The organism is Peribacillus sp. NPDC046944 (assembly GCF_050272735.1).
Taxonomy (GTDB): domain Bacteria; phylum Bacillota; class Bacilli; order Bacillales; family DSM-1321; genus Peribacillus.
On record NZ_JBNNML010000005.1, the window covers coordinates 125,007 to 141,028 of the forward strand.

The 16,022-nt window shown below is 33.4% G+C and carries 16 protein-coding genes; all 16 read right to left on the reverse strand.

All coding sequences use genetic code 11. The annotated features are described in order from the left end of the window. Positions 1–18: 18 nt before the first annotated feature. Entirely contained in the window at positions 19–174 is a 156-nt protein-coding gene (locus ACQKIC_RS11075) for a hypothetical protein (RefSeq protein ID WP_427668631.1), read from the reverse strand. 4 nt (positions 175–178) lie between these two features. After that, entirely contained in the window at positions 179–1,252 is a 1,074-nt protein-coding gene (gene galE, locus ACQKIC_RS11080; protein ID WP_427591278.1) for a UDP-glucose 4-epimerase GalE, read from the reverse strand. A gap of 26 nt (positions 1,253–1,278) precedes the next feature. Next, a complete protein-coding gene (locus ACQKIC_RS11085; protein WP_427591277.1) occupies positions 1,279–2,361 on the reverse strand; it encodes an EpsG family protein in 1,083 nt (360 codons plus the stop codon). Positions 2,362–2,396: 35 nt separating this feature from the next. Then, positions 2,397–3,287 carry a glycosyltransferase family 2 protein gene (locus ACQKIC_RS11090; RefSeq protein WP_427591276.1) on the reverse strand — a complete coding sequence of 297 codons (891 nt, stop codon included), beginning with the start codon at positions 3,285–3,287 and terminating at the stop codon, positions 2,397–2,399. Positions 3,288–3,305: 18 nt separating this feature from the next. Further along, positions 3,306–4,409 carry a glycosyltransferase family 1 protein gene (locus tag ACQKIC_RS11095; RefSeq protein WP_427591275.1) on the reverse strand — a complete coding sequence of 368 codons (1,104 nt, stop codon included), beginning with the start codon at positions 4,407–4,409 and terminating at the stop codon, positions 3,306–3,308. An 11-nt stretch (positions 4,410–4,420) separates the two neighbouring features. Then, the gene (locus ACQKIC_RS11100; protein ID WP_427591274.1) at positions 4,421–5,488 is read right to left on the reverse strand and encodes a glycosyltransferase family 2 protein; all 1,068 of its coding nucleotides are present in this window, start codon (positions 5,486–5,488) and stop codon (positions 4,421–4,423) included. Next, positions 5,451–6,617: a glycosyltransferase family 4 protein gene (locus ACQKIC_RS11105; RefSeq protein ID WP_427591273.1), complete on the reverse strand. Its 1,167-nt coding sequence runs from the start codon at positions 6,615–6,617 to the stop codon at positions 5,451–5,453. Before ACQKIC_RS11105 ends, ACQKIC_RS11100 begins: the two co-directional genes overlap by 38 nt. A gap of 35 nt (positions 6,618–6,652) precedes the next feature. Continuing rightward, a complete protein-coding gene (gene galU / locus ACQKIC_RS11110) occupies positions 6,653–7,531 on the reverse strand; it encodes a UTP--glucose-1-phosphate uridylyltransferase GalU (protein ID WP_427591272.1) in 879 nt (292 codons plus the stop codon). A 12-nt stretch (positions 7,532–7,543) separates the two neighbouring features. Continuing rightward, a complete protein-coding gene (locus tag ACQKIC_RS11115) occupies positions 7,544–9,370 on the reverse strand; it encodes a polysaccharide biosynthesis protein (RefSeq protein ID WP_427591271.1) in 1,827 nt (608 codons plus the stop codon). Positions 9,371–9,652: 282 nt separating this feature from the next. Beyond that, the gene (locus ACQKIC_RS11120; RefSeq protein ID WP_427591270.1) at positions 9,653–10,357 is read right to left on the reverse strand and encodes a CpsD/CapB family tyrosine-protein kinase; all 705 of its coding nucleotides are present in this window, start codon (positions 10,355–10,357) and stop codon (positions 9,653–9,655) included. Positions 10,358–10,367: 10 nt separating this feature from the next. Next, positions 10,368–11,117 carry a YveK family protein gene (locus ACQKIC_RS11125; protein WP_427591269.1) on the reverse strand — a complete coding sequence of 250 codons (750 nt, stop codon included), beginning with the start codon at positions 11,115–11,117 and terminating at the stop codon, positions 10,368–10,370. Positions 11,118–11,235: 118 nt separating this feature from the next. Continuing rightward, a complete protein-coding gene (locus ACQKIC_RS11130; protein WP_427591268.1) occupies positions 11,236–13,026 on the reverse strand; it encodes an ABC transporter ATP-binding protein in 1,791 nt (596 codons plus the stop codon). Beyond that, complete coding sequence (locus ACQKIC_RS11135) at positions 13,023–14,210, reverse strand: nucleotidyltransferase domain-containing protein (protein WP_427591267.1); 1,188 nt, start codon at positions 14,208–14,210, stop codon at positions 13,023–13,025. The genes ACQKIC_RS11130 and ACQKIC_RS11135 overlap by 4 nt, the downstream gene beginning before the upstream one ends. A gap of 1 nt (position 14,211) precedes the next feature. Beyond that, the gene (locus tag ACQKIC_RS11140; protein ID WP_427591266.1) at positions 14,212–14,685 is read right to left on the reverse strand and encodes a lasso peptide biosynthesis B2 protein; all 474 of its coding nucleotides are present in this window, start codon (positions 14,683–14,685) and stop codon (positions 14,212–14,214) included. Positions 14,686–14,715: 30 nt separating this feature from the next. Beyond that, entirely contained in the window at positions 14,716–15,012 is a 297-nt protein-coding gene (locus tag ACQKIC_RS11145) for a lasso peptide biosynthesis PqqD family chaperone (RefSeq protein ID WP_427591265.1), read from the reverse strand. Further along, positions 15,005–15,940 (reverse strand): HPr kinase/phosphorylase, encoded by a 936-nt coding sequence (locus tag ACQKIC_RS11150; protein ID WP_427591264.1) that lies wholly within the window; start codon positions 15,938–15,940, stop codon positions 15,005–15,007. Before ACQKIC_RS11150 ends, ACQKIC_RS11145 begins: the two co-directional genes overlap by 8 nt. Positions 15,941–16,022 lie beyond the last annotated feature (82 nt).

Here is a 16,022-nt window from a genome sequence, read left to right on the forward strand (position 1 = left end):
TTTTCACTTCCAACGGATTTATTTACGGTTTGAAACAACTAATTGTTGTTTGATTTCTTCTATTAAATTAGAAATCTTCATGTTTTCTGATTCCGTACCCAATTTGTATGCATGTAATAATAGGTTTTTGAACTTCTCCTTATTTAGTTCTTCTTGTTCCATTCTTTTCACCATATTTCTATTTATTTTGTATTAAAAAATCCTCACTTTTTTCCAAGCGAGGATTTTTCGTATCTTTGTTCTTTTTGTACCCATTGGGATTTCGAGATTGCCATCTCCAAGAATCTCGACACATATCACTGATGTTTTTCTTTGCAGTCCATTTCAACTCTTTTTCTGCTTTTGTAGGATCAGCATAGCAGACTGCAGCATCTCCTGGTCTAGGGAGTGTAATTTTAAATGGAATGTTAACTCCAGTTGTCGATTCAAATGCTGATAAGACTTCTAAGACGCTGTAACCTTTTCCAGTACCAAGGTTATAGATGTTTACTCCAGAAGCTTTTATAGTTTTATCAAGTGCAAAAACATGTCCTTGTGCAAGATCGACTACATGTATATAGTCTCTGACACCCGTACCATCGATAGTTGGATAATCTTCCCCAAAAACTTGAAGTTCTTTTAATTCTCCTACGGCTACTTTAGTGATATAAGGCATCAGATTATTAGGAATTCCACTAGGATCTTCACCTATCTCTCCACTTTCATGAGCACCAATCGGATTGAAGTACCTTAGAATTGAAATGCTCCATGCAGCATCTGAAATATATAAATCCTGAAGTATTTCTTCAATCATTAACTTGGTTCTTCCATATGGGTTCAATGCTTGTAAAGGAAAATCTTCTGAAATAGGTACACACTCTGGCATCCCATAAACAGTAGCAGAAGAACTAAATACAAGTTTTTTTACTTTGTATTTTTGCATGAGTTCACAAAGAATAATGGTAGACGTAATATTGTTTTTAAAATATTTGAGAGGATGATCGACTGATTCTCCTACTGCTTTAAGTCCAGCGAAGTGGATAACGGCATCTATTTTATTTTCTATAAACACCTTTTCGAAAAGATCTCGATTTAAAAGGTCGACTTGATAGATCTTTATTCTTTTCCCTGTTATTTTACAAACGCGCTTTAAGGATTCGGGTTTACTATTAGAAAAATTATCAACCACAATAATATCATAGCCCTCATTCAAGAGCTCTACACATGTATGGCTTCCTATGAATCCAGCTCCGCCGGTGACAAGAATGGTCAAAGCATACACCTCCATTATGAATTGGTTTAAAATAATCTACTTAATACATCACTTTCGTACAAAATATTCAAACTAATAACATTTTCATAATAATAAAAAATAAAAAACAAAAGAAGTATTAAATAATATAAAAGTTTTCGGTCTTTTTCACTGAAAAGCTCAATGATCCAAGAAATTAGAATCAGTTGATATAAATTAAAGTAAATAGAAACCCTTGCAAATATCCATTGTTGTGTTGAAATGATCATAAAGACTAAGCCTAACAAAGCCATATTTACTATATAGTCACTTTTGGGAAATATTTCTCTAAGTCTTTCCTTTCCCAAGTAGGCAATCAGTAATGGTGCAGCACTTACAGCTACTCTTATTAAATTAGCTCCCCCTTCATCAAATTCAGAATAATCACTGTATTGTGTATCTTCTAGAGCCGAAAATAATATAGAGGAAAATTGTCCAAAACTAAGAACGATAAGGACAGATAAAAATAACCATGCAAATGTTATTTTAGTCCATGCCTTAGATCTAACAAAAAAATAAATTGGAAGAAGGATGAGTGCGCTTTGGTGAAAAGTCGACGCAAATAGAACAATCATTGCATATCTCGGGAAATCTCCATTTAATAAGTACTTTGTGGCAGTAAAGAATATGGCCGCTGCTAGTACTTGGCGTATTCCATTCATCGATACTAAATGTAGTCCACCTGTAATATATACAAATGTACTTAGTTCAAAAAGTCGTGAATATTTATATAAAACTATAATAATTAGGACATTAGTTATTAAAGCTGTAGTAAATATCATGATCTGTGGATCATCAGAAACCTTTTTTAATAGCATCTGTAAAATTCCAAAGCCGATATCCTTTTGTGATGAAATATACTCCCAATTAAAATCATTTTTTATATAAGAATTCTTATAAGTAAAAGTATCTCCAATATTTGTTCTAAGTCCTGAGATGAAAACTAAACATACAATAGCACCGAGAACCAAGACCTTATTTGGTTTATAAATTTGTACGCCAGTTGTAGTTATAAGTGAATACGTAGAAAAGTACCTACCAAAATATGAAAAAATTAATACTATGGCGAGATTAATCCAAAGTATGGTCATATAATAATTCCTTTCAATATTTCCTGATTCTTCAATTAGACTGACCTAGTTTTACTAATTATGAGGACATATAATAGGAAGCCTAAAGGAAAGGCAAAAAAAGTAAGAATCTTCTTAGGTGTTTCCATAAATAGTTTCCAATTCTTCATAAGAAGATTGCTGGATACATAATGTGTTGCTTGCTTAAATTTATAGATTCTTCCTCCAAAAGGTAATTTCATAAGTTCTTTTCGAAAAAACGAAAATCCCATTGGATTTTTGCGATACTGGTTAAACATATTTAGTGAAGAACCGTCTGGAAGGTATTCAACATGACAAAGAACTTCATTCATAATTAATAATGGCTGTATTTGATCGATTAAAATATATTTGTAACTTAGAGGACAGTATTTTTCACCTGGAAATAATGGATAAGGAGGAGTTATCTTTGTTAATTCAGTTCTGAAAACTAATTTTTTATCCCCTTTTATCTGATGTTTTTCATATAGTTCTGTAAGAGTGGAGGCTTTAATCGTAGAAGGAAGGAAGGTACCAATAATTTCGCCTCTTTGATTTGCATCCAAACCTACTATTCCTGCATAGTTCGAATTCCCATTTTCTTTCCAAAATTTAATGATTTTTTCAACAGCATTATCCGACAAGTAATCATCCGAGTCTATACAAACATTCAGTTCCGTTTTTATTAAATCATAGGCTGTGTTATGTGCTCCATGCATACCTTGATTTTCCTGAAAGTAATACTGGATAGGAACTATATTTTCTTCTTTCCAATCGGCTACTAATTTCTTAGTATTATCTATGGATCCATCGTCAATGATCAACCAAATGAAGTCTTTACAAGTCTGTTTTTTTAAACTTTCGTAACATAGATGAAGTGTATAGGCTCTGTTATATGTTGGGGTGAAAATTGTAAGGATAGGGGACAAAAAATATCACCTCCGAAATTATTTTGCTTGATAATCTTTAGAGTAGTAATCTGAAAGCCATTCAGCCATGTACTTAGCATCATAGCCATTCTCTCTCAAGTCATTCAACGTATTTGCATGTTCATAATTGAGAGATAAAATTATATTCGCCCATTCAGACTGATGACTTCTAAGACTGACAAAATGAACTCTTCCAGTGACATCAGTTTCTTTTGTAATTGTATCTGATACTACACATCTTAATCCTGCAGCTTGACCCTCAACCAGGACAACCGGTAGTCCTTCGAATAATGAAGGAAATAGAAATAAATCCATTGCTTGCATCAAATCGGGAATATCGTCCCGAACTCCAAGAAATTTCACTTTTGATGATAACCCCAGATTCATTACTTTCTTTTCAATTTCGCTTCTTAAATGTCCATCTCCTATAAGCAAAAGAATCGATTCAGGAAGTTTATCATTCACAGATTTAAAAATATCTATAAGAAAGTTGTGATTTTTTTGTTTATTAAATCGACCGACGTGGCCTATGACCAGTTCATCTTTTATACCTAATTGGCTTCTTACATTATTTCTTGTAATTTGATTAAACGAAAACTCATCAGCATTTACTGCATTATTTAAAATAATAACATCATTCGTATTCTTCCCGAATAGCCATTTTCCTGCTTTTTCTGAGCATGCAAAGTAGTGATTCGGGGAATCTTTCATTAATAATCTAGCATATATACGAAATGGGAATTTAAAATCCATTCCTAAATCACTTAAATGGCTGTGAGCAATTCTTATAGGTATTCCAATTTTCTTTGCAGACCTTAATACAAAACTGCTATTCTCATTTATGTGTGAATGAACAATATGAAATTCAGGATGTTTTAAAAAAAATTGATCAAGCGACTTGAAGTATTTGCGGTAATTTCCTGGTTTTATCTGAGGCATGTGAAAGATCTGCCCTCCAAGCTTCAATATTTCTTCATCATAATGGCCTTTTTCTGTACGATGTACCATAAAATCAAACTGTATTTTACTACGGTCCATTTTTCTGTAGTAATTCATCAGCATGGTTTCAAGGCCACCTCTATTCATTATTGTTACAACTTGAAGAATACGTTTCGGTTCCAAAAAATTCACTCCTACTTTACAATCTTTCGTAGCTTTTCAATTATTAATAATTGAAGATAAAAACTAATTGAGGATTGTGTTTTTGCACAAAAATAAAACGCCTTCCAAACAATTGAAAAATGAGTTAACTCAAATTGTTTGAATGAACGCTGGATTCGACTATCATTAAGGATTAAGTTTAATTTTTCAATTTTTTTAAAAGAAGAGTCTTTATTACCTTTACAGACTGTGTTTAATCCAAGTCCTAATGTACCAAGACAGATACGATTATTAAGTGCAGAAAAAAAGTCTTCATTCATTTTTCCATTTTCAAGAAATATGTTAATTTTGCTGTATAGAGTAAACCATTGATTCATTAGATTTGGTTTATAATTTGATGTTTCAGATGAATCATTATTTCTCCAATAATGGTAATATGGAACATTTAAAAAGACAAAAGATTCCGCATAATAAAATGCTTCAATATTAAACAGTGAATCCTCATTTGTTCCTATTTCTTTTAAATCCGTAAAGTTAAGTTTATGCTGGAACAATAGGTCAGCTCGATATAACTTAGACCATACAGTTCCCCATGCATCGAGTAATTCAGGATTAGAAATCTCTTCATTAATTGGACCTATCAGTCTCCTCATTATATTATCTTTTATATCATTCCCACTATAGTGAACTTTTTGGGGCATATTAAATATCTTTTCCTTAGAATGAGACCCAAACTCTCTAATATAGGAACACATAACGATATTCGCACAATGTTCAATTGCTTCATTATACATATTTTCATACATACAATGATCTATCCAATCATCAGGATCTACAAACCCAATAAACTCTCCTGTGGCATTATTTATACCTAAGTTACGAGCTGAAGACACTCCACCATTCAATTTATTAATTACCTTTATGCGTTTATCTTTTTTTTCATACTCCTTAATAACACGATAACTTGAATCGGTAGAGCCATCGTTTACGGCGATAATTTCTATTTCTTTTATGGTTTGATTTAGTAAACTATCGATGCACCTATTCAAATATTTTTCCACATTATATATAGGCACGATAATACTTATCTTTGGTCTCATTAGAATCCTCCACCATATACCTTAAGTAAATTTCACTCAATTCTGTACCAACTCTGTTAAGATCATATCCTTTGATAATCATCTCACTTTTCCTGCCCATCTCTTTACGAAGATCATTTAAGTGAAACATTTCAATTATTTTTTGACTGAATAATTCAACATTTCCAGTCGGGACCACAAAACCATTTTCTTTATTGCGGATTAGTTCAAGATGTCCCCTGTTAACATTGCCAACGACAGGTAACCCACATGCCATTGCTTCCATAATATTAACCGGTAATCCTTCTCTCAAGCTAGATGCTACAGCAAGATCACTTATCTTCAGTAACACATCAATATCATTCCGAAAACCTAGAAAGTCGACATTTTCACTTATACCTAGAGTCTCTGCTAGTTTCCGGCATTCATCTAACAAAGGACCTGCTCCAGCCAGTAGAAGTCGCGCATTTGGTACCTCACCCTTTATTAAGGAAAAAGAACGCAATAGTAATTGTTGGTTTTTATTTTTATTAAATTCGGCCGCGTAGAACATAAGAAAATCATCATCACGATACCCTTTCTCTAATCTAAGTACAGATCTGTAAAAAGGAGAAACTGGATGAAAACGTTCTGTATCAACTCCAACACCATGAACATGTTTAATCTCTTGTGCTTTGAAGTTTCTTTTCCTTGCAAGTTGAAAATCCTCTTCATTGATCGTAATCAAACAATCTGTTAGTTTTGCCAAGTATTTTTCAATAGGATAGTAGAGCAGCCAGTTTATTAAAGGAGAACCTTTACAAAAATGGAAGCCGTGTGCCGTATAGATCATCTTTGTTCCTTTTTCTCTTGCTTTACGTCCAGCAAGCCTAGCAAGTACTCCTCCCATTGGGGTGTGACAATGAACAAGTTGAAAGTTGTTACTTTCAATGAGCTTTTCTAGATCTTTGTAGGCTTTAAGGTTATCAATTTTAATAGGAGACCTTTGAATGGGTAATATATGCTTTTTATCAACAAAAGGAAGAACTAAATCACCATGTGCAGCTGTATGAACTTCATATCCTTGCTCTTTAAACCATTTAAAGTAAGGTAGGTGAAACGCTTCAAAATGATAATCCTTTGTTGCACAAAACAGGACTTTCTTCTCCATGAGTCACCGTCCTTTCTGTATCCTTTTCAAGTTTTTCATTTAATTAACTCTCGATTCAATACTGTTGTTAAGTAATTCAATAAATTTTCTCTTAATTCCCCACGTTGTAGAGCCATTTCAATAGTTGTTTGGATAAAGCCCATCTTTTCACCGACATCATATCTGATGCCTTCAAAATCATACGCATAAACACTTTCATATTCATTCAAGCGGCTGATTGCATCTGTTAACTGAATCTCGTCACCAGCACCAGGTTTTTGGTCTCCAAGAATTTTGAAAATTCCAGGATTCAAAATATATCTTCCCATAATAGCTAAGTTGGAAGGTGCATCTTCTTGTTTTGGCTTTTCAACTAGACTTGTAACATTGTATAAACGGTTTCCAATCTCATTGGCTTCAATAATTCCATATCTGGATACTTCCTCAGTAGGAACTTTTTGTACTCCAAGTATTGATGCCTCAGATATTGCATACTGTTCAATCATCTGTTGTAGACACGGTTTCTTCGCATCTACAATATCATCACCTAGCAAGACGGCAAATGGTTCGTCACCTATAAACTTACGCGCACACCAGACAGCATGTCCTAATCCTTTAGGTTCTTTTTGCCGAATATAATGGATATCAACTAACTTAGAAGGTTTCTGAACTTCCTTTAATAATTCGAACTTTCCCTTTTCGAAAAGGTTTTGTTCCAATTCAAAGGAATGATCGAAATGATCTTCTATTGCTCGTTTCCCCTTCCCAGTCACAATAATGATATCTTCGATACCTGATTCGATTGCTTCTTCTACGATATATTGTATGGTAGGTTTATCAACAATTGGCAGCATTTCTTTTGGCATAGCCTTTGTTGCCGGAAGAAATCTAGTTCCTAATCCTGCAGCCGGTATGATGGCTTTTCTAATTTTCAAGACGATTCCCCCTTAGTTTGAGATTGGTACCAGCGAAGGTGTGGTGACACGCTCATTGGCCAAATCAACAAGTTTTTTTCGTAATGATTCTTTTTCCATATCTGAATAATTATTTATGATATCCTCAATTTCTTTAGAATAAAGTTTGCCTGTCTTGCCTACATATATATTGGGGTAGATTTGCTGTTCATGAATTTCTTCTTTATTTAATAATTCTTCAAATAGCTTCTCTCCCGGTCGCATTCCAGTAAATTCTATTGATATATCTTCTTCCGAATGCCCGGAAAGCTTGATCAAGTTTTTAGCCAAGTCGACTATCTTCACAGGATGTCCCATATCTAGCACGAAAATTTCGCCCCCTTTTGCAAGAGCCCCCGCTTGGATGACCAGTCTAGATGCCTCTGGGATTGTCATGAAATAACGAATCATATCAGGATGAGTTACAGTAATGGGCCCACCTTTTTCGATTTGCTTGGTGAATAAGGGGATGACACTTCCACGGCTACCCAATACATTCCCAAAACGAACTGCAACAAATTTAGTGTCACTGTCCTTATTCATTTGCTGAATCGTCATCTCCGCGAGTCTTTTGGTAGATCCCATTACACTTGTAGGATTAACGGCTTTATCACTTGAAATCATCACAAAGGTTTTTACTCCACTCCAACTGGCTGCATTGGCTGCATTCATCGTCCCAATCAGATTATTTTTGACTGCTTCTTCCGGATTTCGTTCCATCAGGGGTACGTGTTTATGTGCAGCTGCATGATAGACGACATCTGGTTGATATGTAGCCATGACTGATAGCATTTTTTTATAATCCTGAAGATCAGCAATTTCTGTTATAAATTCTATTTTAGAGTTTTGATAGGTCTCTTTTAATTCCATTTCTATTGTATAAATACTGTTTTCTCCATGCCCAAGGAGAATTAATTTTGAAGGGTTAAACTTTGCAATTTGGCGACAGATTTCTGAACCAATAGAACCGCCAGCCCCAGTGACTAAGATGACCTTTTCGGTTACATATTCTGAAATTCCGTCGATATCCAGCTCCACCGGCTCTCTTCCAAGAAGATCCTGTACCTGTACATCTCTAAATTTGTTTACAGATACTTTTCCTGTCAGCAAGTCTTCTAACATAGGTAGGATTTGAGTTTTAGCATTTGTTTTTGCACATTCTTGAAATATTCGATTCATTTCCTGTTTTTTTAACGAGGGAATGGCAATAATAATATGTTCAATATTTAAGGCTTCAACTTTTCTTGCAATTTTGCTTACTCCTCCAACTACTGGAATTCCTAAAATATCGAGTTTTTGTTTTCGAGAGTTATCATCAATAAATGCTACAGGTAATAAATCCACCTCATTATTTTTTAGTAATTGCCTTGCAACCATCGTGCCAGCTGATCCTGCTCCTACAATTAACGTTCTTTTTTTATTTTCATCTTTAAGTAAATACTGATCTCTATACATTCTCCAGAAAAATCTAGAACCACCTATCAACAACATATGAAGTAGCCAAGTTACCGCTAATAAACGGTTAAAAACGTCTTGAAAAAGAAGTGCCTGCACAAGTCCTGTTATAAAAATTGATGCCGTAACCGTCTTGAAAATAATGACTAATTCACCTATGCTTGCATACTCCCAAGCTTTTTTGTATAAGTTAAAAGAAATGGCAAATAAATGATGACTGAGTAAGAGTGTAATAGAACTGAGTACTATTGGAATCGTAAAAACATAAATACTAGCATTTACTAAAAAACGACCTAAGAAAATAGCTGATATGACAATACATGAATCTATTAATATAAATAATGATAGTCTTTGCTTATACGTCATATGAATTCACCTCACTTTTTCCTTTTTATCGATAAAGTACTAATGAATGCAGTCCTTACTTAAAAACTGCATTCATTAGTACTTTAATAGAAATATAGGGCATTTAACCCCACCTCACTCCACACTCTTGACGACTAGCGTCTAAGGTTTTTCAACCCACAGCATGATCGAGTGCCTCCGTTTATATTGGCAAGGAGACATCACCAAAATTTTATTTAATTGTTAAAACATTCGTTAGTTCTTAATAAAGAACATACAGGATAAAAAAATTTCTAATTTTGTTTAAAGGATTTTCTTAACCATATTGATAAATCGATTTTGTGGATTTTCATTTAAGATTACTCCAACAACCTTATCTTCAACAAACTCAAGGATTCTTTTCGTCGCTAGGGCATTTTTAAATTCCGTTTTTCCATAATTGAATACGAGGACAATTCCGTTACAATAATTTGCTAGAATTTTTGTGTCTGTGACCTCTAAGATTGCCGGAGAATCTATAAGTACTACATCATAAACCTTTTCACACTGAGTTAAAAAATCCTGCATTACTTTCAATCCAATAATCTCCCCTGGATTGAATGGTATAGGGCCACTTGTTAATACATCTAAACTTCCCATCCCTGTTTTATATACAGTATCTTCCAGTGATGGTTGTAACGACTCGGATAAAATGCTAGTCAATCCTACTTTATTTGAAGTCTTAAAAATTGAGTGGATGGAAGGACTTCTTAAGTTAGCATCTATTAGTAAAACCTTTTCTTTATTTTGTGCCATTGAAACTGCTAGATTTGCTGCAGTCGTTGATTTACCTTCTCCAGAATTTGGGGAAGTAACCATAATGATATTCCTTTTTATTGAAATAGAAGAAAATTTAATATTCGTTCGAATCGTTCTATATTGTTCGGAGATTAGTGAATCTGGGCTTGAATAAGCTATCAAATTTCTTTTTTTTAGTTTATGACCTGATTTTTGTTGAATTATCGACATTTTTTCCGCCTCACAATTCTACCTTTCCGTTTTTTGATTGTTTAGCTTGCTGACTTTCCTTGGATTTTTGTATATTCTTTTTATTAACATTTGAATTCTTTTTATTCATCTTGGAAATACGTCCTATAACTGGGAATCCTATAATATCCTCTATTTCTTGCTCGCTACGGACTGTATAATCCAGGGAATTTAATAGGAATGTTAGACCAATGCCAATAACTAATCCAACAATGCTACTCTTAATAATTGTCCCATTCCTGTCCCCATTAATTTGCGAGAAGTTTACTTTAGCTGGTGACAAATCTCTTATTTTTTTAAAGTTCACGATATTAGGCGCTTCCTCTTTAAATACTTGAGCCGTCTTATTGGCTATCTCGGCAGCCATATAAGGATCAGATGATATTACGCTTATACTTACAACTTCAGAATCTTCTACACTTGTAACGGTTATTGCTCCAGCTAAAGCCTCTGGAGACATTGGTAATTCCATCTCATTAATGACTTTTTGTAAAACCGTAGAATCTTTTATAATAACTTGAAGTGTTTTCATTTTATCTTGATTAGCCTCTATGATAATTCTAGTGGATGACTGATATAGAGGTGTAGTTGATAAGGTTTTAAGATAGCCTGCGAGAGTGAACAATAGTACTACAATAATAACAATCCATAATCGCCTACCAATGATTTCAAATAATTGTTTTACATTTATCTCTTTTGCTGATTTTTGATTTTCATAGATTGCATTGTATTTGTTTGACATAGAACCACCTTTTTTAATATTTTGTAAGGACTATATCGCTATTTTAGTTCGTTATAGAGAACAAGTCAACAAAACGTTACAAAAATATTAAAGTTTTAACATATTATTCTAATCTTTTTCAAGAAATAACTTCTAATTGATATCCTAATAGTTGGTTAAATAATCCTCTATTTTGGGCAAGTTCATGGAATCCTCCTTGTTGAATGATTTCACCTTGATCTAAAACAAGTACTTGATCAGCATTTGAAATGGTTGATAGACGATGTGCAATCACGACTATAGTCATATGACCTTTTAAGCTCTCTAGTGCTTTTTGAATTTTAGTTTCATTCTCGGTATCCAATGCACTTGTAGCTTCATCTAATATAAGAATTGCTGGTTTACGTAAAATGGCCCTAGCAAGGACAATTCTTTGGCGTTCACCACCTGATAGCCGTACTCCTCTATCTCCAATTTCGGTATCCATACCATACGGAAGTTGTTTTACAAAATCCGCAGCTGCGGAAAAGTGTAATGCCTCCCAGATTTGTTCTTCACTTGCATCAGGTTTCATTAATAATAGATTTTCCCTAATAGTAGCATTAAACAAAAACGGATCTTGAGAAATATAACTAATAGATTTTCTTAAGGATAATAAATTGTCGGAAGTAAGAGCTGCATGATCTATAAGGATTTCTCCTTTTTCAGGACGGTTTAAACCCAATATCATATCAATCAATGTACTTTTCCCCGCACCAGACCTACCTACAACAGCGGTCATTTGATTAGAGGGAATAAATAGATTAATATCTTTGAGCGCATATAAATCTTCTTTTGAATTATAACGATATGATACATGAGAAAATTCCAAACCCTTTTCGATTTTTAATGGTTTTATACTTTGATAATTACTCGTATTGATTTCTTTGGCCTCTGAACTTTGATTTTTGAGCTTTATTAGCGCCTTAAATGAAGGAATAACACTTACTAAATACTCCATATTAGATTGAATACCAGTGATTCTAGGCCATAATCTTGAAAAAATAACTAAAATCATTAGCATTTGTGCAGGTTGTGATTCGAAGTAACTAAAAGAAAAGAAAACTAAAAATGCTATGAGGAAAGCTGATACCAATTTATAAACCAAACTTGATAGAGTGTTTAGTTTTGTGAAATTGACATAATTCTTCTCCATTTTTTCACTTAAATTAAGAAAACTAGTTAATTGAGATTGTTCCATTGTATTGCTTTTTATATCTTTGATCCCATTAAAATGATCAGTTATTGTCCCTAAGTAATTTTGAGAAATTTGAAGGGTCTCTTCTCCTAAGGTTTGGGACTTCTTCAAAAAGGTTCTTGAGAAAACCATCAGTACTAACCCAAATAGGAGAATTAAACTAGTCATTTGATAGGATAACCAAAAGGCTAAACCAATTTGAATCATCGTAAATATTAACGAAGAAATAAATTGAAAAAATAAGCTAATTCCTCCACTCACACGAAACACTTCAGTAGTCATTAAATTGATAAGATCCGATTTTCGCTTATTTAGATAGAAAAACCAATTGGCCTGAATTAGGTTCCTATAAGTTTCCTCTCTTAAATACCTTGTAAAACTCTGTTGAATCCTAACATTTAAAATTAATTGTTGGCGTTGAAAGTAACCTTGGCCAATTATTAAAACGATAAAAACACTTAAGATAATAAGTAAGCTTATCATTTCAGGAATACCATCGAATAAATTAGAAGCCCATGATAATCTTGAATTTTCTCCTAGTTCTACAACACCAATGAGACCAAGTAAAGGTACTAATAAAAAAATGCCAATCCCTTCAAAAACACTAATTAAAAGCATGGCTATCATATTGACATATAAGATTTTACCTGCATATGAATGTATTTGTTTTGCGAAATATAGGAGTTCTTTCATTCCTTTGCCCTCCTAGAATAGGCACTTTTCTTTGTTATCCTCCATACTGTTAAGAAAGGACGTAAAGGAAAATATAAAAAATGAAGGTTCTTTGGCAATGGCAATGTCTCTAAATCAGTCGGGTAAGGATACATTATACTTAAGATATACAATGTTTTTTGTTGAAAGGACTGCAGAGAATATAAGTGTTTTTTATGGAAACGTGCAATATCATCAGGTAAGGGTTCTGTATGTAGGTTTACCATTCTTTCCAGATAGAATATAGATTCTTGAGCTAATGTTTGTGCCCGCGTCCCTCTTATCATAGATTCCATTTCTTTTTTTACTGATACACCCAACAGTTGAGAGGATAGAATGATTGCTTGACCACCTAAGTGTAGGCAATGATATTTTTTAAGTAATTTTGATAAAACCGACCAGTTTAATTCTTGGTCTAACAAGTGTTTAATGTCTAATAACCAACGAAGTCGTGACCAACCATGACGTGCTCCATGTGTTATCAAAAAAAAGCATAAGTCCTCTTTCCCTAACAAATTAATTGGAGAATTTGTGATTAGGTTAGTCCTTTTCCTTTCCCATAATTCATTAAAACATGGTTCCATTCCTGGTCCTGGATTTAATCTCCAATGTACTTCAATTTTCGTATTAGTTTCTTGATGAAAAAAGGCTATATGATGATGTCTCCATTTCCAGTCACCTAATACAGATTGAAAATAGTCATCTTTTACATATCCCATGCTAATAAGTAAATTCTCTACTTTACCAAGGTCTTCAAGCGGAACTAGAAAATCTAAATCACTTGATGTCCGAAGCGAAATATCACCATATAGCTCTAAACCTAACAGTGGTCCCTTTAAAAAGAGGGTGCGAATCTGATTGTTCCTTAAAGCATGACTTATATTTATCATGGTGGCAGTTAATTGCAACATATGAATAGTATTTTCTTGATATTTTGCCTGTAAGGTTTTTAAAACGAATGGTGGAACTTGTTCTTCTATCTTTTTCAACTTAGGATATAGTACAGGAAAAAGGCGATGATGCCATGTAAGATTTAAAAAAAGATCCCAATCAATCTCTTTTTTATTAAACCTTTTTAAAATGTCTTTATTATTTTCTATTTTCACAAGTTCAAGTAACAAACTTAATTCTTCAGGTATATTGGCTACATTAAGAGCATTACCCATTTTATTCACCTTCAGCCTTTTTATTCCTATTTTCCTTTGCAAAAGAAGCTACAACCGTAAATTTATTCATCGTTTCCGATCCTGATATATAATATGGACCACTACGCAACCATGCATGAGCAACTAAATTCCCTGTTTTTTCTTTAGCTGTCCCTAAATACAGAGTACTTTCAATCCTTCTTTTTTCAAGCATTTTCATTCCAGCAATTGCTTTTACAAGACATTCACTTTCCCAAAATGTATACGTACTCATAAGATGAATCGCTGCTGATACATTTTGTAAAGTTTGTTTATCAGATGTCTTAGTCGAACACGATGTTTCAGACATACTTTTTCCTAGAGTAGGAGCAACTCTTGAAAAATTCAACATTTTTAAATATCTTCCCCACGCTAAGTAACAGAATGCCTCTATAAGCATAACTTGCATTTGACCATCCAACTTAAAGAACGTTCTGAATTTATTGAATAAAATCATATTTCCCTCCTATGACTCTACATCTTAAATCTATGGAGCTTCCACTTGAACTAATCCTTCTTTTAATAATTGATTTAAAAAAATGGTTACTTGTTGCTCACATTCAGATTTATCTATTTCATATTGAGATTGAAGGGTTAAAATTAGTTTTTGAATGGAAATAGGTTTGCTCAATAATTCCCAAATTTCTCCTCCGATTTCTCCTAGATTATAATACTTTCCATTTTTAATACTCAGCATTACCTTTTCTCCAGCCATGTCACTCACTAGATTCCCAGGGACCTGTTGTATTACATATTCTTCCTTAATAGCCGCACTATTAATCATATACTTTTTCCTCCCTATTCAATGTTTCTAATAGTAAATCTGTTATATCCTCTACAGTAAAATGAGAAGTTGGTCTACCTAATTGATACAAATGTATCTGATCGATAATTTTAGCCGTAATACTAAAATGCCATTCTATTAAATCCAAATCTGCAAGAAAAAAGTTACGATATGTATGTGTTAACAATGTATTGAGTTTCTGTAAATTTCCTTGTAATGAATGTAATTTTATTTCATCAGTTTCTATTTTGACCAATTCAATGACTCCTGCAAGTGGAATAGATTCTGAAGCGAAATGAGATTTGACAGGAACAGTGAATTTTGTTTCCCTTTGAATAATTGGCTGAAAATTATCCGATTCCATTCCAAAATAATCTAAGCTTTCTTGCCATAATTTCTGTTGAGGATAAGCTGGTGTTACAACAGGAACATTTTCACTATTTAAGCTGACTGGAACCACGTCATCAGTAAGTAATTGATATCCCCTTCTTATAAAGGCAGATGCAAGGGTTGACTTTCCTGCTCCAGAATCACCTATAATCGCATAAGCTTTTCCATCTATTACAACAGCACTACCATGCAAAGGGAGAATTTTCCTTTGCAATAATATTGCACCCATACAAGTACCAAGTGTATATAATCGAATTTCATCTTCTTTAATAGGATCTAGAGGTGAAATAATAATCTTATTTCCACCTTGAATTAAAAAGATTGCCGTACCGGGAACAAAAAACATGACTGAATTTCTTTGAATGATAAATCCGTCGTTAATTAAATCTTCTTGTTCAGACCAAAGACTATATAACTCATCTTTTTCAATTACAATATCAATTTTCGGATTCAATTGTTCACTTTTATTTAATTCTGGAAATGAAATCTCACTAGAAAAAGTAAATCCGAATGCCTCATATATATTCATATCTTGCATGTAAATGTTCCCCCATTAGTTAAAGTAACTTTATTATGATATAAGGAGACCCCTATATAATCATACATATAGGGGATAACGA

What these genes read in the sequence shown, in the direction of transcription:
- ACQKIC_RS11075 (WP_427668631.1), bottom strand. Translation starts at nt 174, where the DNA reads ATGGTGAAAAGAATGGAACAAGAAGAACTAAATAAGGAGAAGTTCAAA.
- ACQKIC_RS11085 (WP_427591277.1), bottom strand. Translation starts at nt 2,361, where the DNA reads ATGACCATACTTTGGATTAATCTCGCCATAGTATTAATTTTTTCATAT.
- ACQKIC_RS11100 (WP_427591274.1), bottom strand. Translation starts at nt 5,488, where the DNA reads ATGAGACCAAAGATAAGTATTATCGTGCCTATATATAATGTGGAAAAA.
- ACQKIC_RS11105 (WP_427591273.1), bottom strand. Translation starts at nt 6,617, where the DNA reads ATGGAGAAGAAAGTCCTGTTTTGTGCAACAAAGGATTATCATTTTGAA.
- ACQKIC_RS11115 (WP_427591271.1), bottom strand. Translation starts at nt 9,370, where the DNA reads ATGACGTATAAGCAAAGACTATCATTATTTATATTAATAGATTCATGT.
- ACQKIC_RS11120 (WP_427591270.1), bottom strand. Translation starts at nt 10,357, where the DNA reads ATGTCGATAATTCAACAAAAATCAGGTCATAAACTAAAAAAAAGAAAT.
- ACQKIC_RS11125 (WP_427591269.1), bottom strand. Translation starts at nt 11,117, where the DNA reads ATGTCAAACAAATACAATGCAATCTATGAAAATCAAAAATCAGCAAAA.
- ACQKIC_RS11130 (WP_427591268.1), bottom strand. Translation starts at nt 13,026, where the DNA reads ATGAAAGAACTCCTATATTTCGCAAAACAAATACATTCATATGCAGGT.
- ACQKIC_RS11135 (WP_427591267.1), bottom strand. Translation starts at nt 14,210, where the DNA reads ATGGGTAATGCTCTTAATGTAGCCAATATACCTGAAGAATTAAGTTTG.
- ACQKIC_RS11140 (WP_427591266.1), bottom strand. Translation starts at nt 14,685, where the DNA reads ATGATTTTATTCAATAAATTCAGAACGTTCTTTAAGTTGGATGGTCAA.
- ACQKIC_RS11145 (WP_427591265.1), bottom strand. Translation starts at nt 15,012, where the DNA reads ATGATTAATAGTGCGGCTATTAAGGAAGAATATGTAATACAACAGGTC.
- ACQKIC_RS11150 (WP_427591264.1), bottom strand. Translation starts at nt 15,940, where the DNA reads ATGCAAGATATGAATATATATGAGGCATTCGGATTTACTTTTTCTAGT.